Source organism: Blautia sp. MB18-30, from assembly GCF_023669475.1.
Lineage (GTDB): Bacteria > Bacillota > Clostridia > Lachnospirales > Lachnospiraceae > Blautia_A > Blautia_A fusiformis.
In genome coordinates this window covers 48,344-65,125 of record NZ_JAMOYY010000020.1, presented here as the reverse complement: position 1 = coordinate 65,125, position 16,782 = coordinate 48,344, and the positions used below count along the sequence as shown (strand labels likewise).

The following is a 16,782-nucleotide window of genomic DNA, read 5'->3' as shown; positions in this document are numbered from 1 at the left end:
CTGTACATTTGATCAATATAGAGGAATATATTAAAAAAGTTGAATGGAATACGGAAGGGGAGTATACTCATTCATTTGGTTGATACAATGCGGGGAGCAGCCCTCAGTAACTGTGTAGGGATGGCAGGGGAAATTTTGATTTCAATATGGGCCATGACCTTGATATTAAACCGATAGCAAAAAGTCAGTAGCACTTTTAGAATTGGGTGGATGTATACCCGTTTTATGCGAATATAAAGAAAGAAGGATGAAGTTATAGAAGAACATGGAATGGTATCAATTGATGAAATTATGAAAAGAACTGGAAAAAGCAGAAAGATTGTAGTTAGAGAATTGCAAGTTGATTATACAAGAGTATCGTACGAAGCTTTGGTAGATGGACAGATTTGTTGATGAAAATGAATTTTGTGCGGTAACACCGCAAATCTGGCAGATTGGAAACAATGTTAATCCTATAGCTATCGTGAGCAATACGCTCAATGATCGCATCCGCTAAGGGGACTGTCATCTTATGATGCCAGTAAAAAAATAGCACAGTACCTTAATGATTTAAACTGAGAAAACGATTGGCTCGTGTTGAAATATTTATGTGAAATAAAATTAGAATAGGGAATAGACATAATAATTCCGGGATTATAATAAGGCGGTATTAGAAGAGTTGAAAGAGTATGCGGTAAAACACGGGTACCTTGACAATATTGTATGTCGAACATATCTGAAACTTCAAATTGTATTTTGATTATTTATCCGTTATACTAAAAATAATACTGATAAGTTGAAGTTATTATCTTTGAAAGGAAACAAAATATAAATGAGATTAATATAAAATCATTTAGAGGGATTAGTAATGATTAGATGAAAGAAAAAGAGAAAACAGGGGTGGGAGAAATGTCTGAAGCATTAAAGCTGCCGGTTGGAATTGAAAATTTCCGGGAAATTCGAGAGAATGGATTTTATTATATTGACAAAACGAAATTGATTGAACAGCTTCTTGAACAATGGGGAAAGGTGAGTCTTTTTACCAGGCCCCGGCGTTTTGGAAAGACTCTTAATATGAGTATGCTTCGATGTTTCTTTGAAATAGGAACAGACGGAGCATTGTTTGATGATCTTTATATTTCAAAGAACACGAAACTTTGTGAAAAGTATCTGGGAAAGTATCCTGTAGTATTTCTTTCACTTAAAAATGTGGATGGGTTGACATTCGAAGAAGCCAAATATAAATTAATGGAATTAATTGGAATGGAAGCAGAGCGTTTTTCATTTCTTATAAACAGCGAAAAATTATCAGAGAATGATAAGAATAAATATCATGTACTGACTCAGATGCTTGAAGGTCAGTATTCAATACCTGACGGAAGTCTTACTTCTTCTTTGCAGACATTGTCTCAGCTACTGGAAAAATATTATGGACAAAAAGTGATTATTTTGATTGATGAGTACGATGTACCGTTGGATAAGGCTTTCCAGCATGGCTATTACAGAGAGATGGTTGCGCTTATCCGTGGCCTTTTTGGACAGGCACTAAAGACAAATGATTCTTTGCTGTTTGCAGTTTTGACAGGCTGCCTTCGCGTTTCGAAAGAGAGCATTTTTACAGGGTTGAATAATTTTAAAGTGCTTTCTATTACAGATGCCCGTTTTGATGAACAGTTTGGTTTTACAGAAGAGGAAGTACAGAATCTTCTGGAGTTTTATCATTTGAAAGATCATTTGTATGAGACAAAAGAGTGGTATGATGGTTATCATTTTGGGAATACAGATGTTTATTGTCCCTGGGATGTGATCAATCATGTGGATCGGTTGAATGGGGAGCCTGGAGCGCGTCCGCAGACATACTGGATCAATACCAGTGGAAATGATCTTGTCAAACGATTCATTGATAATGCGAATAAGACAACAAGAGATGAAATTGAACGGCTGGTTGCCGGAGAAGCAATTGAGAAAATGGTTCGCCTGGAACTGACATATGATGAAATAGATAATAGTATTGATAATATGTGGAGTGTTTTATTTACCACTGGATATCTGACGCAGACTGGAATGACAGAGCAGGGAGCGTATAAACTGGTAATTCCTAATAAAGAAGTCAGAGAAGTATACAAATTTCAGATACAGGAGTGGTTTAAAAAATCAGTTTTCAGTAATACAGAGCAGCTGACTGCTTTTTGGAATGGAGTGGAAGAGGGAAATACAGAAGCAATTGAAAAGTATCTGAACCGTATACTTAGCAATTCCATAAGTGTTTTTGACACAAAGGCGCCAGATAAAGAAAGCTCTTACCATACACTTTTAGTTGGACTTTTGGTGGGAAATGCGAACTGGCTGGTAAAATCAAATGTGGAAGCTGGTGAAGGTTTTGCAGATATTATAGTAGAAACAGAGAATCCGGATGCAGGGATTGTTATGGAGCTGAAATATGTGAAGGTAGCATTTGAGCTGGAGAAAGCCTGTGAGAAAGCACTCGCTCAGATCAAAGACCGACGGTATGAGGAATACCTGAAAAATGATGGACGAAATAATATTTTGGTTTATGGTCTGGCGTTTTGTAAGAAGCGATGTAAGGTAATTGTGGAATCAAGGGGGATGTAATGGTATTTCGCAAGGCAGAAAAAGATGATTTTGAAAAGATAAAATCCCTGTACTGTACTTTGATTGACCGGGAGCAGAATGACCCGTCATTTCCACACTGGAAGAAGGGTATCCATCCATCTGATGAGATGATTCGGAAAAGTATTGATAAGGAAGAACTGTATGTGCTGACAGATGGTGATGAGATTGCAGCGTGTGTGATAGCAAATGGCGAAAAGGTCGATGGATATTCAGATGTGCCATGGAAAATTGATTCGGACGAGGTAATTGTTATTCATGTTCTGGCAGTTCATCCGGATCATCGTGGAAAAGGACTGGCAGGAAATTTGATGGAGAGTGTTATAGAGCTGGAAAGAAAAGCCGGAAAGAAAGCGCTGAGGCTTGATGTGATCGAGAACAATACAGCAGCGGAAGGTCTGTATCAGAAACTGGGTTTTCGGTATATCCAGACAAAGACACTTTTTTATGAGGTGGTTGGCGAGATGACCTTCAAAATGTATGAGCTGGTTTTGTGATCTATGGGTGAGAAAAGAGCGTATAAACCAAGAAGGCCTGGCGGTGGCCGCAGGAAATCAAAGCCGAAGTATGATGCCGGAAAGATCCTGAGGGAACTGATGGATCCGGCTGTTGAGCTTTATGAAGCGGGGATGTCTTTGCAGGCTATTGCAGATGAGCTGGGGCTGAACCCGATCAAGGTTCGGAAGCTGCTTATCACGGCTGGTGTGTATGTATCGGATGTGGCGGAGAAGGTGCAGGAGACCTTTGATGATTTTAGAAAAACACAGGATCATAAAGCTGCTGTTCTTTCAACTGCAAATGCTCTTGGCCTGTCCAGGTCCTCTGTTACCTCATATCTTCCGTACAAAAAGGGTGTGTATTTCCCAGGCACAGCACCGGCAGATAAGATCAGTGTTGGAGCCGAACGGCAGCGGAGGTACAGAGCGATGAAGCGTTGGAGGAATGCTCCAACACTGGAAAAACAGTAAAAAAGACAAAAGAAAAAAGAGCCCGACGCATCAGGCTCTTTCAAGGTGTTGTCCGAAGACGACCACCGCAATTCATAGCCATAATATACCATCCGGGAAGAAATTATGCAAGAGCTTAAAAGAGAAGATTATACAAAACAAAGACTGCCGCAGGTTTCGTGCCTGCGGCATTTTGCAGTTTGTACAAAAAACACAGAAAATATATTGGAAAAAGAGCGGGAAAAGGGTATAATGTCAGAGAAAGTGTGATTGATAAAATACAGACGATTTTTTTCTGCTTTGTCAGATCATAAATAAGTGGGGCGGAGGATGTAACAATGGAACAGCAGCATATGTTTACTAATCGGATGATCCGTAATCTTCTGGTGCCGGTAGTTCTGGAACAGATTTTGAATTCGATAATGGGAACCGCAGATACCATGATGGTCAGCAATGTGGGATCTGCGGCTCTTTCTGCGGTATCGCTGGTGGATTCCATCAATGTGCTTCTGATCCAGGCTTTTTCGGCGCTGGCAGCGGGAGGCGCCATTGTCTGCGCCCAGTATATCGGACAGAGGAATTATGAGAAGGCGAATATGTCTGCCAGGCAGGTGCTTTTTATCATCACAGCGATCTCTGTAGTGGTGTCTGCAGTCTGTCTGATCTTTCAGAAGCCGCTTTTGAGGCTGATCTTCGGTGCGGTGGATGCGGATGTTATGCGTGCATCGGAAACCTATTTCTTTTTCACGGCACTGTCATTCCCCTTTATTGCGGCTTATGATTCTGCGGCTTCAATCTTTCGTGCCCAGGAGAATACCAAGGGGCCTATGACCATCTCCATGATCTCCAATATCATGAACATTGGCGGAAATGCGGTTCTGATCTGGGTTTTCCACCTTGGTGTTGCAGGAGCGGCGATCTCCACACTGGTTTCCCGTATTTTCTGTGCAGTGGTTGTTCTCTGGCAGCTGCGTAAGGATCGTCAGCCTGTCGTTGTGAGGGATTACCTGAAGATCCGCCCGGACTGGAGCATGATCGGACGGATCCTGGGACTTGGGATCCCTTCGGGAATTGAGAACAGTATGTTTCAGCTTGGAAAGCTTGCCATCCAGTCTACGGTTTCCACACTGGGAACAGCAGCCATCGCAGCGCAGGCAATGACCAATATCCTTGAGAATCTGAATGGTATCGCGGCCATCGGAGTAGGTGTGGGCCTTATGACCATCGTAGGCCAGTGTCTTGGTGCCGGCCGCAAGGATGAGGCGGTCTATTACATAAAAAAACTCTGCGTCATTGCAGAGGCAATTATTATCGTAAGCTGTCTGATTGTGTATATTTTGGTCAGACCGGTGACGATCCTTGGCGGAATGGAAAGTACCAGTGCGGAAATGTGCATCCACATGATCACATGGATCACCATCGTAAAGCCTGTGGTATGGACAATGGCGTTCGTGCCGGGGTATGGTCTTCGTGCAGCCGGTGATGTGAAGTTTTCCATGATCACCTCCTGCTGTACCATGTGGGCATGCAGGTTCTGTCTCTGTGTTTTCCTGATCCGTGTCCTGGGCTTCGGGCCTATGGGTGTCTGGATCGGAATGTTTGCAGACTGGACTGTCCGTGGGATCATTTTTACTTGGCGTTTCCACAGCCGCAAATGGCTGGAGCACAAGGTAATCTGAAAAGGAGGGCATCGTATATATGAAGAATGGACTGGAAGACCAGTATGTCATAAAAAACAACAAGCGCCTCCGTTATGGCTACACAACAGGCTCCTGTGCAGCCGGGGCAGCCAGGGGTGCAGTCCGGATGCTGCTCTCGGGAGAGACTCTTTCTGAGGTAGAGCTTGATACCCCAAAGGGGATCACCCTTACATTACAGCTTCACGATATTACCCGGGGCGAAACCTATGTCTCCTGTGCGGTACAGAAGGATGCAGGGGATGATCCGGATACCACCAACGGGATCCTGGTCTATGTAAAAGCGGAGAAGTTTTCTATCTCAGCGTCAGAACAGGCCGGGCAGAAGCAGAAAACAGAGAGATCCCGGCCTCAGATTATCCTGGACGGAGGGATCGGTGTGGGGCGTGTCACCAAGCCGGGACTTTCCCAGAACGTGGGCGAGGCGGCGATCAATCCGGTTCCCAGAGCCATGATCCTGCGGGAAGCCGAAGAGGCGGCCCAGGAATATGACTACGAGGGCGGCCTGAAGCTTACTGTATCCGTCCCTCAGGGAGAGGAGATCGCGAAGAAAACCTTTAATCCCCGTCTTGGCATTCTTGGCGGGATCTCCATACTTGGAACCAGCGGGATCGTAGAGCCCATGAGTGAGAAGGCTCTGATCGAAAGCATCCATGTGGAGATGAAGCAGCATTTCTGCCAGGGAGAAAACTATATCCTGGTGACACCGGGGAATTACGGTGCGGATTATCTCAGGGAGCATATGTCCATTCCCTTTGAGAACAATATCAAGTGCAGCAATTATGTAGGAGAGACCATTGACATGGCCATTGATATGGGCGTAAAGGGCATTCTTTTTGTGGCTCATATCGGTAAGTTTGTAAAGGTTGCCGCCGGGATCATGAATACCCATTCCCACTGTGCTGACGGAAGGATGGAGGTTCTCTGTGCAAGTGCCATCCGTGCAGGGGGCTCTCTGGAATGTGCCAGAGAGATTCTGGAGGCGGGGACTACCGATGAGGCGCTGGCTGTTCTTGACAGCTATGGTATCCTAAAAGAGACTATGGCTGTGGTCATGGAGAAGATCCAGTTTTATCTGGACCACAGATCCTATGAGCAGATCCTTCTGGGTGCTGTGGTGTTTTCCAATGTATACGGACTGCTGGGGCAGACCCGGGATGCAGAGGAGCTGATCCATAAGATACAGGAGCAGGCAGTCGGGGTGAATGATATTTCATGACAGGAAACCCCAGTCCGGATGGAATTTTTTAAATTTCAGGACAAAATTTGATATAAATAACAGACAGGTTTTATCCTGTCTGGAAAATATAGTTAGGAGGAAAGAAATATGGCAGGTAAATTATATGGTGTAGGTGTAGGACCGGGAGATCCGGAGCTTCTTACCTTAAAAGCACTTCGTCTTGTAAAGGAGGCAGAGGTGATCGCACTTCCGGGACAGGTTCCGGAGGATACGGTAGCGTTTAAGATCGTGGAGGGGGCTTATCCGGAGCTTGGAAAGAAGGAGCTTCTTGCAGTTCCTTTTCCAATGTCCAAGGATCCTGAGGTGCTGAAGAGCTATCACGATGCAGGAGCAGATAAAGTCAAGGCTGTCCTGGACCAGGGGAAAGATGTGGTATTTCTCACACTGGGAGATCCTACCGTGTATTCCACATATCTCTATATCCATCACAGACTTGTGGCTCAGGGCTATGAGACGGAGATCGTCTGTGGCATCACATCCTTCTGTGCAGTTTCCGCCCGTCTGAACACCGGACTTGTGGAGAAGGCAGAGCCTCTTCACGTGATCCCGGCTTCCTATCAGATCGAGGATGCGCTGAAGCTTTCCGGTACCAAGGTCCTTATGAAGGCCGGAAAGAAAATGAAGGATGTGAAGGCGGAGCTTCTTTCCCAGGGGGCAGAGGCCATGATGATCGAAAACTGCGGAATGCCGGACGAAAAGATCTACCGGACCGTGGAGGAGATCCCTGAGGATGCAGGATATTATTCCCTGATCATTATCAAAGAAAACAAAGACAGAAGAGAGGAATAGATTATGGTACATTTTGTAGGAGCAGGTCCGGGAGCACCGGATCTTATCACAGTAAGAGGTAAACAGTATCTGGAAGAGGCAGATGTGATCATCTATGCGGGATCTCTTGTAAATCCCCAGCTTCTGGAGTATTCCAAGGATGTGTGCACCATCCATAACAGTGCAAAGATGACCCTTGAGGAAGTGATCTCTGTTATGGAGCGAGCAGAGGCTGAGGGTAAGATGACCGTTCGTCTCCACACCGGCGATCCATGTATCTATGGTGCGATCCGTGAGCAGATGGATATCCTGGATGAAAAGGGAATCCCCTATGATTCCTGCCCGGGTGTCAGTGCCTTCTGCGGAGCTGCATCTGCACTGAACCTGGAGTATACACTTCCGGATATTTCCCAGAGTGTGATCATCACAAGAATGGAAGGAAGGACACCGGTGCCGGCAAAAGAGAGCATTCAGTCCTTTGCCGCTCATAATGCCACTATGGTTATTTTCCTCAGTACAGGTATGCTGGAGGAGCTGAGCCGCAGACTGGTGGAGGGCGGATACCGTGAGGATACACCGGCTGCCATCGTCTACAAGGCAACCTGGCCCGATGAGAAGAAGTTTATCTGTACAGTGGGTACTCTGGCGCAGACAGCAAAAGAGAACAAGATCACAAAAACAGCGCTTATGCTGGTAGGCGATGCGGTCAATGCTGCAAGCTATGACAGATCCAAGCTGTATGATCCGGGCTTTACCACAGAGTTCCGTGAGGCTACGAAATAAAATATGAACATTTCCATCATTTGCTTCAGTATGACAGGGCTGGAGACAGGGGAAAGGCTTCAGAGGGCTCTGGAAAAAGAGGGTGAGAGTGTCACCCTTGCAAAAAAGAGCCGTTACCTTCCGGATCCGATCTCTGTTTCCACCTCCCAGTGGGCAGGGGAACAGTTCCGGACAGGAAAAGAGGGTGTGATCTTTGTTGGTGCCTGCGGGATCGCAGTGCGCAGTATCGCACCTTACATTGCCGGAAAAAAGACGGATCCGGCTGTGCTGGTGATCGATGAATGCGGAAAATTTGTCATTGCTCTTCTTTCCGGACATCTGGGCGGAGCCAATGAGCTGGCTTTTCGCTGTGCCGGATATCTTAAGGCGGTGCCGGTTGTGACAACAGCCACAGATCTTCACAGCCGTTTTGCAGTGGATGTTTTTGCAAAAAAGAATGGCTGTGCTATTTTTCATATGAAGGCTGCAAAGGAGGCTTCTGCGGCCCTTCTTGCAGGAGAGAGCGTTGGCTTTTACAGTGAGTTTCCATGGGACGGGGAGCTGCCGGAGGGTTTGGTGCTTTGCGGAAAAGACGGAAGGCCCTCAACTGCAGCGGATCCGGGGAATGGTGAGAAAGCCGGTGAGGCACCGGAAACAGGTATTGCGGTGACGATCCACAGAGGCTGCCTGCCCTTTAAAAATACAGTCCATGTGGTGCCGCCCTCTGCAGTTCTGGGAATGGGCTGCCGCAGGGGAAAGGATGCAGCCTCCATCCGGAAGGCGGCAGAGGAATGTCTGAGAGAATCGGATGTTTACAGAGAAGCGCTGAGCGCTATTGCCAGTATCGATCTGAAGAAGGAAGAGGTGGGACTTCTTTCCCTGGCAGGAGCCTGGCAGCTTCCGTTTCTGACCTTTACAGAGGAAGAACTGAAGGCAGTGCAGGGGGAATTTACCCCGTCACAATTTGTAAAAAAGATAACAGGTGTAGAGAATGTCTGTGAGAGAAGTGCGGTTCTGGGTTGCGGACAGGGTACACTGATCAGAAAAAAAACAGGCCGGGACGGTGTGACCACCGCCCTTGCAGCCGGAAATCGGAGGATACGTTTTGAGTAAGATTTATGTTGTAGGAATTGGCCCGGGTGCGTATGACCAGATGACTGGAAGAGCGATCCGTGCATTAAATGAAAGTGATGTGATCATCGGTTATACGGTGTATGTGGATCTTGTAAAGGAGTATTTTGCAGGCAAAGAGTTCATGACCACACCGATGAAAAAAGAGGTAGACCGCTGTGTACTTGCTTTTGACGAGGCAAAAAAAGGAAAAACCGTTTCCATGATCTGCAGTGGTGACGCCGGTGTCTATGGTATGGCAGGTCTGATGTATGAGGTGGGAGAAAACTATCCGGATGTGGAGCTGACCATTATCCCGGGTGTGACAGCAGCCACAGGCGGCGCCGCAGTGCTGGGTGCACCGCTGATCCATGACTTCTGCCTGATCAGCTTAAGTGATCTTCTGACTCCGTGGGAGAAGATCGAGGCAAGGCTTCTGGCAGCAGCACAGGCGGATTTTGTGGTATGCCTTTACAATCCGTCCAGCAGAAAACGTAAGGATTATCTTCAGAAGGCCTGTGATCTGATGATGAAATACAAGTCCCCGGATACTGTCTGCGGCACGGTTGCCCAGATCGCACGTGACGGCGAGACTGCACAGGTTATGACACTGAAGGAACTCCGTGATACAGAAGTGGATATGTTTACTACCGTTTTTGTGGGAAATTCACAGACTAAGAATGTAAACGGCAAGATGGTAACACCAAGGGGATATAAGAATGTATAAAGCCATTGTTTTTGCAGGGACCACCGAGGGCTATGCACTCTGTGAGTTCCTTGCGGAAAATCATGTTCCGGTCTATGCCTGTGCAGCCACGGAATATGGCGGCTCTCTTCTGAAGGAAAATGAATTTCTCCATGTCAGCGCCGGAAGGCTGAAAACCGAAGATATGGAGGAGCTTTTCCGGATGGAAGCGCCGGAGATCGTTCTGGACGCCACTCATCCCTATGCTGCAGAAGTGACAAAAAATATCCGGACTGCCTGTGAGAACGGAAGCATCCGCTATCAGCGTGTCCTTCGTCCGGAGGGGGAGAAGAACAGGGAAGCCATCTATGTGGAAAGCACGGAGAAGGCGGCAGAGCTTCTTTCCGGTACAGAGGGGAACATTTTTCTTACCACAGGAAGCAAGGAGCTGTCTAAATTTACAGTGATCCCGGATTACCAGGAGAGGCTTTTTGCCCGGGTGCTGTCCATCCCTTCCGTGATCAGCTCCTGCGCGGAGCTGGGGATCGAGGGAAAGCATCTCATCGGTATGCAGGGGCCATTTTCCACAGAGATCAACGAAGCCATGCTTCGACAGTTTCAGTGCAGCTATCTGGTCACCAAGGATACCGGTCTGGCAGGTGGATTCCCGGAAAAGATGGAGGCCTGTCAGCGCTGCGGCGTCACACCTGTGATCATCGGAAGACCTTTGCAGGAGGAGGGGCTGTCCCTGCCGGAAGCAAGGGTATTTCTGGCAAAGCTGTTCGGCCTTACCCTGTCACAGAGGGTTTCTCTTGTAGGCATCGGCATGGGTGCGGAAAAAACCCTGACTTTGGAAGGAAAGAAGGCCTTTGATGAGGCGGAGCTTCTGATCGGTGCAAAGCGTATGACAGATGCCGTACAGAGGCCGGGGCAGATGGTTCTCCATGAGTACCGCAGTGATAAGATCGTGGAGTATATCAAGACACATCCACAGTACCGTACCGTAGCCATTGCCCTTTCCGGCGATGTGGGCTTCTACAGCGGTGCAAGGAAGCTGATCGATCTTCTGGATGGCGATGTCCAGGTGATCTGCGGGATTTCTTCCGTTGTTTATTTTATGGCGAAGATCGGTCTTTCCTGGGATGATGCCAGGATCGTCAGCGCTCATGGAAGAGACTGCAATCTGATTGCCCTGATCCGGCATAACCCCAAGGTTTTTTCCATTCTGGGAACAGAGGATGGGGTAGCTCGTCTGGCTTCCCGTCTGGTTGCGTATGGAATGGGTGATGTGACCCTCTATGTGGGCGAAAATCTTTCCTACGAAAATGAAAAGATCTTTCATGCCAGTGCGGCAGAGCTTACAGAATACCGGGGAGATGCGTTAAGCGTGGTAACTGCGTGCAATGAAAAGGCAGTACCTTTGCCCACAGTTCACGGGATCTGTGATGAGGAATTTCTCCGTGGGAAGGCGCCTATGACAAAGGAAGAGGTGCGTACGGTTTCTCTGTCCAAGCTTCGTCTTCAGGAGGATTCTGTCTGCTATGATGTGGGAGCGGGTACGGGCTCGGTTTCTGTTGAGATGGCGCTGCGTGCCTGGAAGGGGCAGGTCTATGCCATTGAGAAAAAGGAAGATGCCCTTGCTCTTCTGAAGGAGAACAGGCGGAAATTTGCCACAGATAATTTAGAGATCGTGCCTGGTACTGCACCGGAAGCGATGGTGGAACTGCCTGTTCCGACACATGCCTTTATCGGTGGGTCTTCCGGAAATATGAATGAGATCATCCGGCTTCTTCTGGACAAAAATCCAAAAGTACGGATCGTGATCAACTGCATCACCCTGGAGACGGTGACGGAAGCCATGAATGCCATACGAGATTTCAGCCTGACGGATGTGGATATCGTACAGCTGTCTGCGGCAAGATCCAAATCTATCGGAAGGTATCATATGATGATGGGTGAGAATCCGATCTATATCATTTCCTGCAGCGGAAGAGGGGAGGAGATTTAGGTGAAGATCCCGAGAATACTTCTTGCGGCAGGTGCCAGCGGAAGCGGAAAAACCCTGATCACCTGCGGGCTGCTTCAAGCGCTGGTGAACCGTGGCCTTAAGGTGGCTTCTTTTAAATGCGGCCCGGATTACATAGATCCTATGTTCCACAGCCGTGTGATCGGTACAAGATCCCGAAACCTGGATACGTTTTTTACAGATGGAGACAGAACCCGGTATCTTCTGGCAAAGAACGCATCGGACTGTGAGATCGCAGTGATGGAGGGAGTCATGGGGTATTATGACGGTGTAGGAGGGATCACCTCCAGAGCCAGCGCCTATGATCTGGCCTCCACCACAGATACACCGGTGATCCTGATCGTAAACAGCCGTGGCATGAGTGTTTCCCTGGCTGCCTATGTAAAGGGCTTTCTGGAATACAAAAAGGACAGTCATATCTGCGGCGTGATCTTTAACCAGATGTCTCCCATGCTGTATCCCAGGATGAAGAAGCTTCTGGAAGAGGAGCTTTCCGTAAAGGTGCTGGGATATGTTCCGAAGGTGGAGGACTGTGTGATCGAAAGCCGTCATCTGGGGCTGGTGCTTCCGGAGGAGATCCCGGAGCTGAAAAGCCGTCTGCAGAAGCTTTCCGAGGTACTGGAGAAAACCTTGGATATCGATGGGATCCTGGAGCTTGCAGGGGAAGCACCGGAGCTTGCGGCACCGGAGACGGAAATGCTGATACAGAAGGATACTGCCTTCGGATACCGTACAGAGGAAAAGGTGCGGATTGGTGTGGCGGATGATGAAGCCTTCTGCTTTTTCTATGCGGATAATTTAAATCTTCTGGAGCAGATGGGAGCGGAGCTGGTACGTTTTTCACCCATTCATGACAGAGAGCTTCCGGAGGATCTGGACGGGCTTCTTTTAAGCGGCGGTTACCCGGAATTAAACGGGGAGGCGCTGGAAGAAAATCAGGAAATGTGCACCCGGATCCGGGAAGTTATCCTGGATGGAATGCCTTGTCTGGCAGAATGTGGCGGATTCATGTATCTTCATCAGGAGATGGAGGATATGGAAGGAAAGCAGCGCAGAGTCTGCGGGGTGATCCCTGGAAGGGCTTACCGGACACCGAAGCTGAACCGGTTCGGCTATATCACCCTTACGGAAAAAAAGGATACCGGACTTGGTGAGATCCCGGCTCATGAATTCCATTACTTTGATTCCACAGATTGCGGAGAGGATTTTCATGCGGCAAAGCCGGCATCTAAAAGAGGATGGGATTGTATCCATGACCGGGGCAGGCTGATGGCAGGATTTCCGCATCTTTATTATTACGGAAATCCCAGGGTTCCGGCACGCTTTCTGAAGAACGCACTGGAATATAAGAAAGAACGGAGGCAGAAAAAAGATGCTGAAATATAGTCTTCCTGCACTGGTCATAGGATTTGTGCTGGATCTTCTGATCGGAGATCCCAGATGGCTTTATCATCCGATCTGTGTCATCGGCAATCTGATCGCAGTGCTGGAAAAGGTGATCCGGAAGATTTTTCCGAAAAATCACGGCGGTGAGCTGACAGGAGGCTTTCTGATCGTAGTGCTTGTCTGTCTGTTCAGCGGCGGGGTGCCGCTTCTGGTGCTTTATTATCTTTACCGGTATCTGCCGGTGGCCGGATTTGTGCTGGAGGTTTTCTGGTGCTATCAGCTTCTTGCCACCCGTTCCCTGAAAGATGAGAGTATGAAGGTTTATGACCGGCTGAAAAACGGAACTCTGGACGAGGCACGCTATGCGGTGTCCATGATCGTAGGCCGTGATACCAGAGAGCTTACGGAAACCGGCGTGACAAAGGCTGCTGTGGAAACCGTTGCGGAAAATGCATCCGACGGCGTGATCGCCCCCATGCTTTATATGGCTATCGGCGGGGTGCCGCTGATGTTTTTGTATAAGGGTATCAATACCATGGATTCCATGCTTGGATATAAAAATGACAAATATCTTTATTTCGGCCGTATTGCGGCAAAGCTGGATGATGTGGCCAATTATATCCCTGCCAGGATCTCCGGATGGCTGATGGTGGCAGGAACTGTTTTTACAGGAATGGATACAAAAAACGCGGCAAAGATCTACAAACGTGACCGGAGAAATCATGCAAGCCCCAACTCTGCTCAGACAGAGGCTGCCATGGCCGGAGCGCTGGATGTACAGCTTGCGGGAAATGCATATTATTTCGGAAAATTATATGAAAAACCCACGATCGGGGATCCGATTCGCCCGGTGGAGCCGGAGGATATCAAAAGAGCTAACCGGCTGATGTACGCGGCATCCATACTGGGTGTGGTTGTATTTGGACTGCTCAGCGCGGGGATCCGGTTCGGATTATTAAGGTAACAATAAATACAGACAGGAGAATGACCAATGACAAAACACATACATGGAGGAGACGTATATAAACATAAAGACTGCCTGGATTTTTCGGCAAATCTGAATCCTTTGGGAACACCGGAAAGTGTGAAGCAGGCCATTATCCACAGTCTGGATCATATTGCACAGTATCCCCAGGTGGGATGCGGCGTTCTCAGGGAAAGGATCGCAGAATCGGAAGGGGTAAAAGCGGAAGAGGTAATATGCGGTAACGGAGCGGCAGAAGTGATCTTTACGCTTTGTCATGCAGTAAAGCCAAAGCGGGCTCTGATCCCGGCGCCTACTTTTGCGGAATACGGACAGGCTCTGGCCAGCACTGGCTGTGAGCTGGAATATTACATGCTGACGGAAAATGACGGTTTTGTGCTCAGTGAAACCTATCTGGATATCCTCCATAAGGGACTGGATATGGCTTTCTTATGTAACCCCAACAATCCTACCGGCATGCTGATCCCCCACAGGCTTCTGAAAAGGATCCTGGAAAAATGCAGAAAGCTGGATATCCTGCTGGTGGTAGATGAATGTTTTCTTGATTTTGTAAAGGAACCGGAAGAGTATTCTCTGAAGCATTCTCTTTCCGGGTTCAATAATCTTTTTATCCTGAAAGCATTTACAAAAAGATATGCCATGGCCGGTGTGCGGCTGGGCTATGGCCTCTGTTCTGACAGAAAGCTGATGGAAAGGATGGAGCTCTGCGTTCAGCCATGGAATGTTTCCACCATGGCCCAGGCAGCCGGGCTCCAGGCACTTACAGAGACGGAATATGTAGAGGAGGGAAGACAGCTTGTTTTTCGGGAGGCACAGTGGCTGAAGGATGAGCTGGTCCGCATTGGGTATAAAGTATTTCCGTCGGAAGCAAATTATATTTTCTTTAAAGGACCGGAGGAGCTCTTTGACTTCTGCCTGCGCAAGCGGATCCTGATCCGTGACTGCAGCAATTATCCGGGTCTTGCAAAGGGGTATTACCGGATCGCGGTAAAGCGCCATGAAGAAAATGTAAAACTGATCGAAGTACTTGAGGGAGGTATATTATGGCAAAAGCAATAATGGTACAGGGAACCATGTCCAATGCCGGAAAAAGCCTGCTGGCTGCGGGACTTTGCAGGATCTTTAAGCAGGATGGATATCGTGTGGCTCCTTTTAAATCACAAAATATGGCACTGAATTCCTTTATCACAGAGGATGGTCTTGAGATGGGACGGGCCCAGGTCATGCAGGCAGAGGCAGCCGGGATCCGGCCGTCTGTCCTGATGAATCCGATTCTTCTGAAGCCTACCAATGATGTAGGCTCCCAGGTGATCGTAAACGGAGAGGTTCTTGGAACCATGAGTGCCAGGGATTATTTCAAATATAAGAAGACCCTGGTCCCGGATGTGATGAAGGCGTACAACGCTCTTGCAGCGGAAAACGATATCATTGTCATCGAAGGTGCGGGAAGTCCTGCTGAGATCAATCTCAAGGATGAGGATATTGTAAATATGGGTATGGCAAAGATGGCCAAGGCACCGGTCCTTCTTGTGGGAGATATTGACCGTGGAGGTGTTTTTGCCCAGCTGATCGGTACGGTGGAGCTTCTGGAGGACAATGAGAAGGCTATGGTAAAGGGGCTGATCATCAACAAATTCCGCGGAGATAAGACTATTCTGGACCCTGGTGTTGTCATGCTTGAGAAAAGAAGCGGGATCCCGGTGGTGGGTGTGGCGCCTTATCTGGATATCCAGGTGGAGGATGAGGACAGCCTGACGGAGCGTTTTGACCGGAAGCAGGAAGCCGGTGTCATTGATATCGCAGTGGTCCGTACACCAAGGATCTCCAACTTTACGGATTTTAATCCTTTTGAGAGCATTCCCGGAGTTTCTCTCCGCTATGTAAAACACCCGAGAGATCTTCACTCTCCGGACATGATCATCCTTCCTGGAACCAAGAACACCATGGGCGATCTGATCTGGATGCGGGAAAGCGGAATGGAGGCGGCGGTTCTCAAGGAAGCCTCCAGAGGCAAGCTGATCTTTGGTGTCTGCGGCGGCTATCAGATGCTGGGCGAGACCTTAAGCGATCCTCATGGCGTTGAAAATGGCGGTTCCATGAAAGGAATGGGACTTCTTCCAATGGAAACGGTATTTGCCGAAAAGAAAACCAGGACCAGGGTGCAGGGGCATTTCGGTCAGCTGTCCGGTGTGTTTGCTCCTCTTTCCGGTGCGGAGATCGAGGGCTATGAGATCCATATGGGCGAAAGTATCCTAAAGGAGAATGCAGGAACAGCCACGAAGATCACAGACAGCGTCAGCGGTAAGAAAAAAGAAGAGGGTGCTTTTGCGGGAAATGTGTGCGGAACCTATATCCATGGCGTTTTCGATAAGGAAGCATCTGCAGAGGCGATCATCCGCGTGATCGGCGAGAAAAAAGGTATTGATGTGGAAAATATGACAGGCGTGGATTTTGCGGCATTTAAGGAACAGCAGTATGATATCCTGGCTTCAGAGTTGCGGAAGCATCTGGATATGAAAAAAATCTATGAGATACTGGAAAACGGGATTACGGAGGAAGAATAGAA

The 16,782-nt window shown here is 48.1% G+C and carries 14 protein-coding genes; all 14 read left to right on the top strand.

Translation table 11 applies throughout. The features are described from left to right. Window positions 1-888 precede the first annotated feature (888 nt). The 14 genes from NCY57_RS10715 to NCY57_RS10650 all read left to right on the top strand — a co-directional run bounded on the left by NCY57_RS10715 (window position 889) and on the right by NCY57_RS10650 (window position 16,780). On the top strand, window positions 889-2,592 hold the full coding sequence (locus tag NCY57_RS10715; RefSeq protein ID WP_250789654.1) for an AAA family ATPase: 1,704 nt from the start codon (window positions 889-891) through the stop codon (window positions 2,590-2,592). Continuing rightward, window positions 2,592-3,107 carry a GNAT family N-acetyltransferase gene (locus tag NCY57_RS10710; RefSeq protein ID WP_250789653.1) on the top strand — a complete coding sequence of 172 codons (516 nt, stop codon included), beginning with the start codon at window positions 2,592-2,594 and terminating at the stop codon, window positions 3,105-3,107. Before NCY57_RS10715 ends, NCY57_RS10710 begins: the two co-directional genes overlap by 1 nt. A gap of 3 nt (window positions 3,108-3,110) precedes the next feature. Beyond that, the gene (locus NCY57_RS10705) at window positions 3,111-3,578 is read left to right on the top strand and encodes a hypothetical protein (RefSeq protein WP_250789652.1); all 468 of its coding nucleotides are present in this window, start codon (window positions 3,111-3,113) and stop codon (window positions 3,576-3,578) included. Window positions 3,579-3,895: 317 nt separating this feature from the next. Further along, window positions 3,896-5,236 carry an MATE family efflux transporter gene (locus tag NCY57_RS10700; RefSeq protein ID WP_173739644.1) on the top strand — a complete coding sequence of 447 codons (1,341 nt, stop codon included), beginning with the start codon at window positions 3,896-3,898 and terminating at the stop codon, window positions 5,234-5,236. 19 nt (window positions 5,237-5,255) lie between these two features. Next, window positions 5,256-6,473 carry a cobalt-precorrin-5B (C(1))-methyltransferase CbiD gene (gene cbiD / locus NCY57_RS10695; RefSeq protein ID WP_250789651.1) on the top strand — a complete coding sequence of 406 codons (1,218 nt, stop codon included), beginning with the start codon at window positions 5,256-5,258 and terminating at the stop codon, window positions 6,471-6,473. Window positions 6,474-6,581: 108 nt separating this feature from the next. Continuing rightward, window positions 6,582-7,283 carry a precorrin-2 C(20)-methyltransferase gene (gene cobI, locus NCY57_RS10690; RefSeq protein WP_015524809.1) on the top strand — a complete coding sequence of 234 codons (702 nt, stop codon included), beginning with the start codon at window positions 6,582-6,584 and terminating at the stop codon, window positions 7,281-7,283. 3 nt (window positions 7,284-7,286) lie between these two features. After that, window positions 7,287-8,045 carry a precorrin-4 C(11)-methyltransferase gene (gene cobM, locus NCY57_RS10685; protein ID WP_015524810.1) on the top strand — a complete coding sequence of 253 codons (759 nt, stop codon included), beginning with the start codon at window positions 7,287-7,289 and terminating at the stop codon, window positions 8,043-8,045. A 3-nt stretch (window positions 8,046-8,048) separates the two neighbouring features. Further along, complete coding sequence (locus tag NCY57_RS10680) at window positions 8,049-9,137, top strand: cobalt-precorrin 5A hydrolase (protein ID WP_177968465.1); 1,089 nt, start codon at window positions 8,049-8,051, stop codon at window positions 9,135-9,137. Beyond that, the gene (gene cobJ / locus NCY57_RS10675) at window positions 9,130-9,861 is read left to right on the top strand and encodes a precorrin-3B C(17)-methyltransferase (RefSeq protein WP_021650567.1); all 732 of its coding nucleotides are present in this window, start codon (window positions 9,130-9,132) and stop codon (window positions 9,859-9,861) included. Before NCY57_RS10680 ends, cobJ begins: the two co-directional genes overlap by 8 nt. After that, window positions 9,854-11,827: a precorrin-6A reductase gene (cobK, locus tag NCY57_RS10670; RefSeq protein WP_250789650.1), complete on the top strand. Its 1,974-nt coding sequence runs from the start codon at window positions 9,854-9,856 to the stop codon at window positions 11,825-11,827. Before cobJ ends, cobK begins: the two co-directional genes overlap by 8 nt. Then, complete coding sequence (locus NCY57_RS10665) at window positions 11,828-13,231, top strand: cobyrinate a,c-diamide synthase (RefSeq protein WP_177968464.1); 1,404 nt, start codon at window positions 11,828-11,830, stop codon at window positions 13,229-13,231. Continuing rightward, complete coding sequence (cbiB, locus tag NCY57_RS10660) at window positions 13,218-14,195, top strand: adenosylcobinamide-phosphate synthase CbiB (RefSeq protein WP_015524814.1); 978 nt, start codon at window positions 13,218-13,220, stop codon at window positions 14,193-14,195. The genes NCY57_RS10665 and cbiB overlap by 14 nt, the downstream gene beginning before the upstream one ends. A 27-nt stretch (window positions 14,196-14,222) precedes the next feature. Further along, entirely contained in the window at window positions 14,223-15,275 is a 1,053-nt protein-coding gene (cobD, locus tag NCY57_RS10655) for a threonine-phosphate decarboxylase CobD (RefSeq protein WP_173739638.1), read from the top strand. Beyond that, window positions 15,260-16,780, top strand: coding sequence for a cobyric acid synthase (locus tag NCY57_RS10650; RefSeq protein WP_173733561.1), 1,521 nt, complete (start codon window positions 15,260-15,262; stop codon window positions 16,778-16,780). The genes cobD and NCY57_RS10650 overlap by 16 nt, the downstream gene beginning before the upstream one ends. Window positions 16,781-16,782 lie beyond the last annotated feature (2 nt).

Bases quoted from the DNA above. Each gene is read 5' to 3' on its own strand.
- NCY57_RS10715 (WP_250789654.1), top strand. From the start codon at position 889: ATGTCTGAAGCATTAAAGCTGCCGGTTGGAATTGAAAATTTCCGGGAA.
- NCY57_RS10710 (WP_250789653.1), top strand. From the start codon at position 2,592: ATGGTATTTCGCAAGGCAGAAAAAGATGATTTTGAAAAGATAAAATCC.
- NCY57_RS10705 (WP_250789652.1), top strand. From the start codon at position 3,111: ATGGGTGAGAAAAGAGCGTATAAACCAAGAAGGCCTGGCGGTGGCCGC.
- NCY57_RS10700 (WP_173739644.1), top strand. From the start codon at position 3,896: ATGGAACAGCAGCATATGTTTACTAATCGGATGATCCGTAATCTTCTG.
- cbiD (WP_250789651.1), top strand. From the start codon at position 5,256: ATGAAGAATGGACTGGAAGACCAGTATGTCATAAAAAACAACAAGCGC.
- cobI (WP_015524809.1), top strand. From the start codon at position 6,582: ATGGCAGGTAAATTATATGGTGTAGGTGTAGGACCGGGAGATCCGGAG.
- cobM (WP_015524810.1), top strand. From the start codon at position 7,287: ATGGTACATTTTGTAGGAGCAGGTCCGGGAGCACCGGATCTTATCACA.
- NCY57_RS10680 (WP_177968465.1), top strand. From the start codon at position 8,049: ATGAACATTTCCATCATTTGCTTCAGTATGACAGGGCTGGAGACAGGG.
- cobK (WP_250789650.1), top strand. From the start codon at position 9,854: ATGTATAAAGCCATTGTTTTTGCAGGGACCACCGAGGGCTATGCACTC.
- cbiB (WP_015524814.1), top strand. From the start codon at position 13,218: ATGCTGAAATATAGTCTTCCTGCACTGGTCATAGGATTTGTGCTGGAT.
- cobD (WP_173739638.1), top strand. From the start codon at position 14,223: ATGACAAAACACATACATGGAGGAGACGTATATAAACATAAAGACTGC.
- NCY57_RS10650 (WP_173733561.1), top strand. From the start codon at position 15,260: ATGGCAAAAGCAATAATGGTACAGGGAACCATGTCCAATGCCGGAAAA.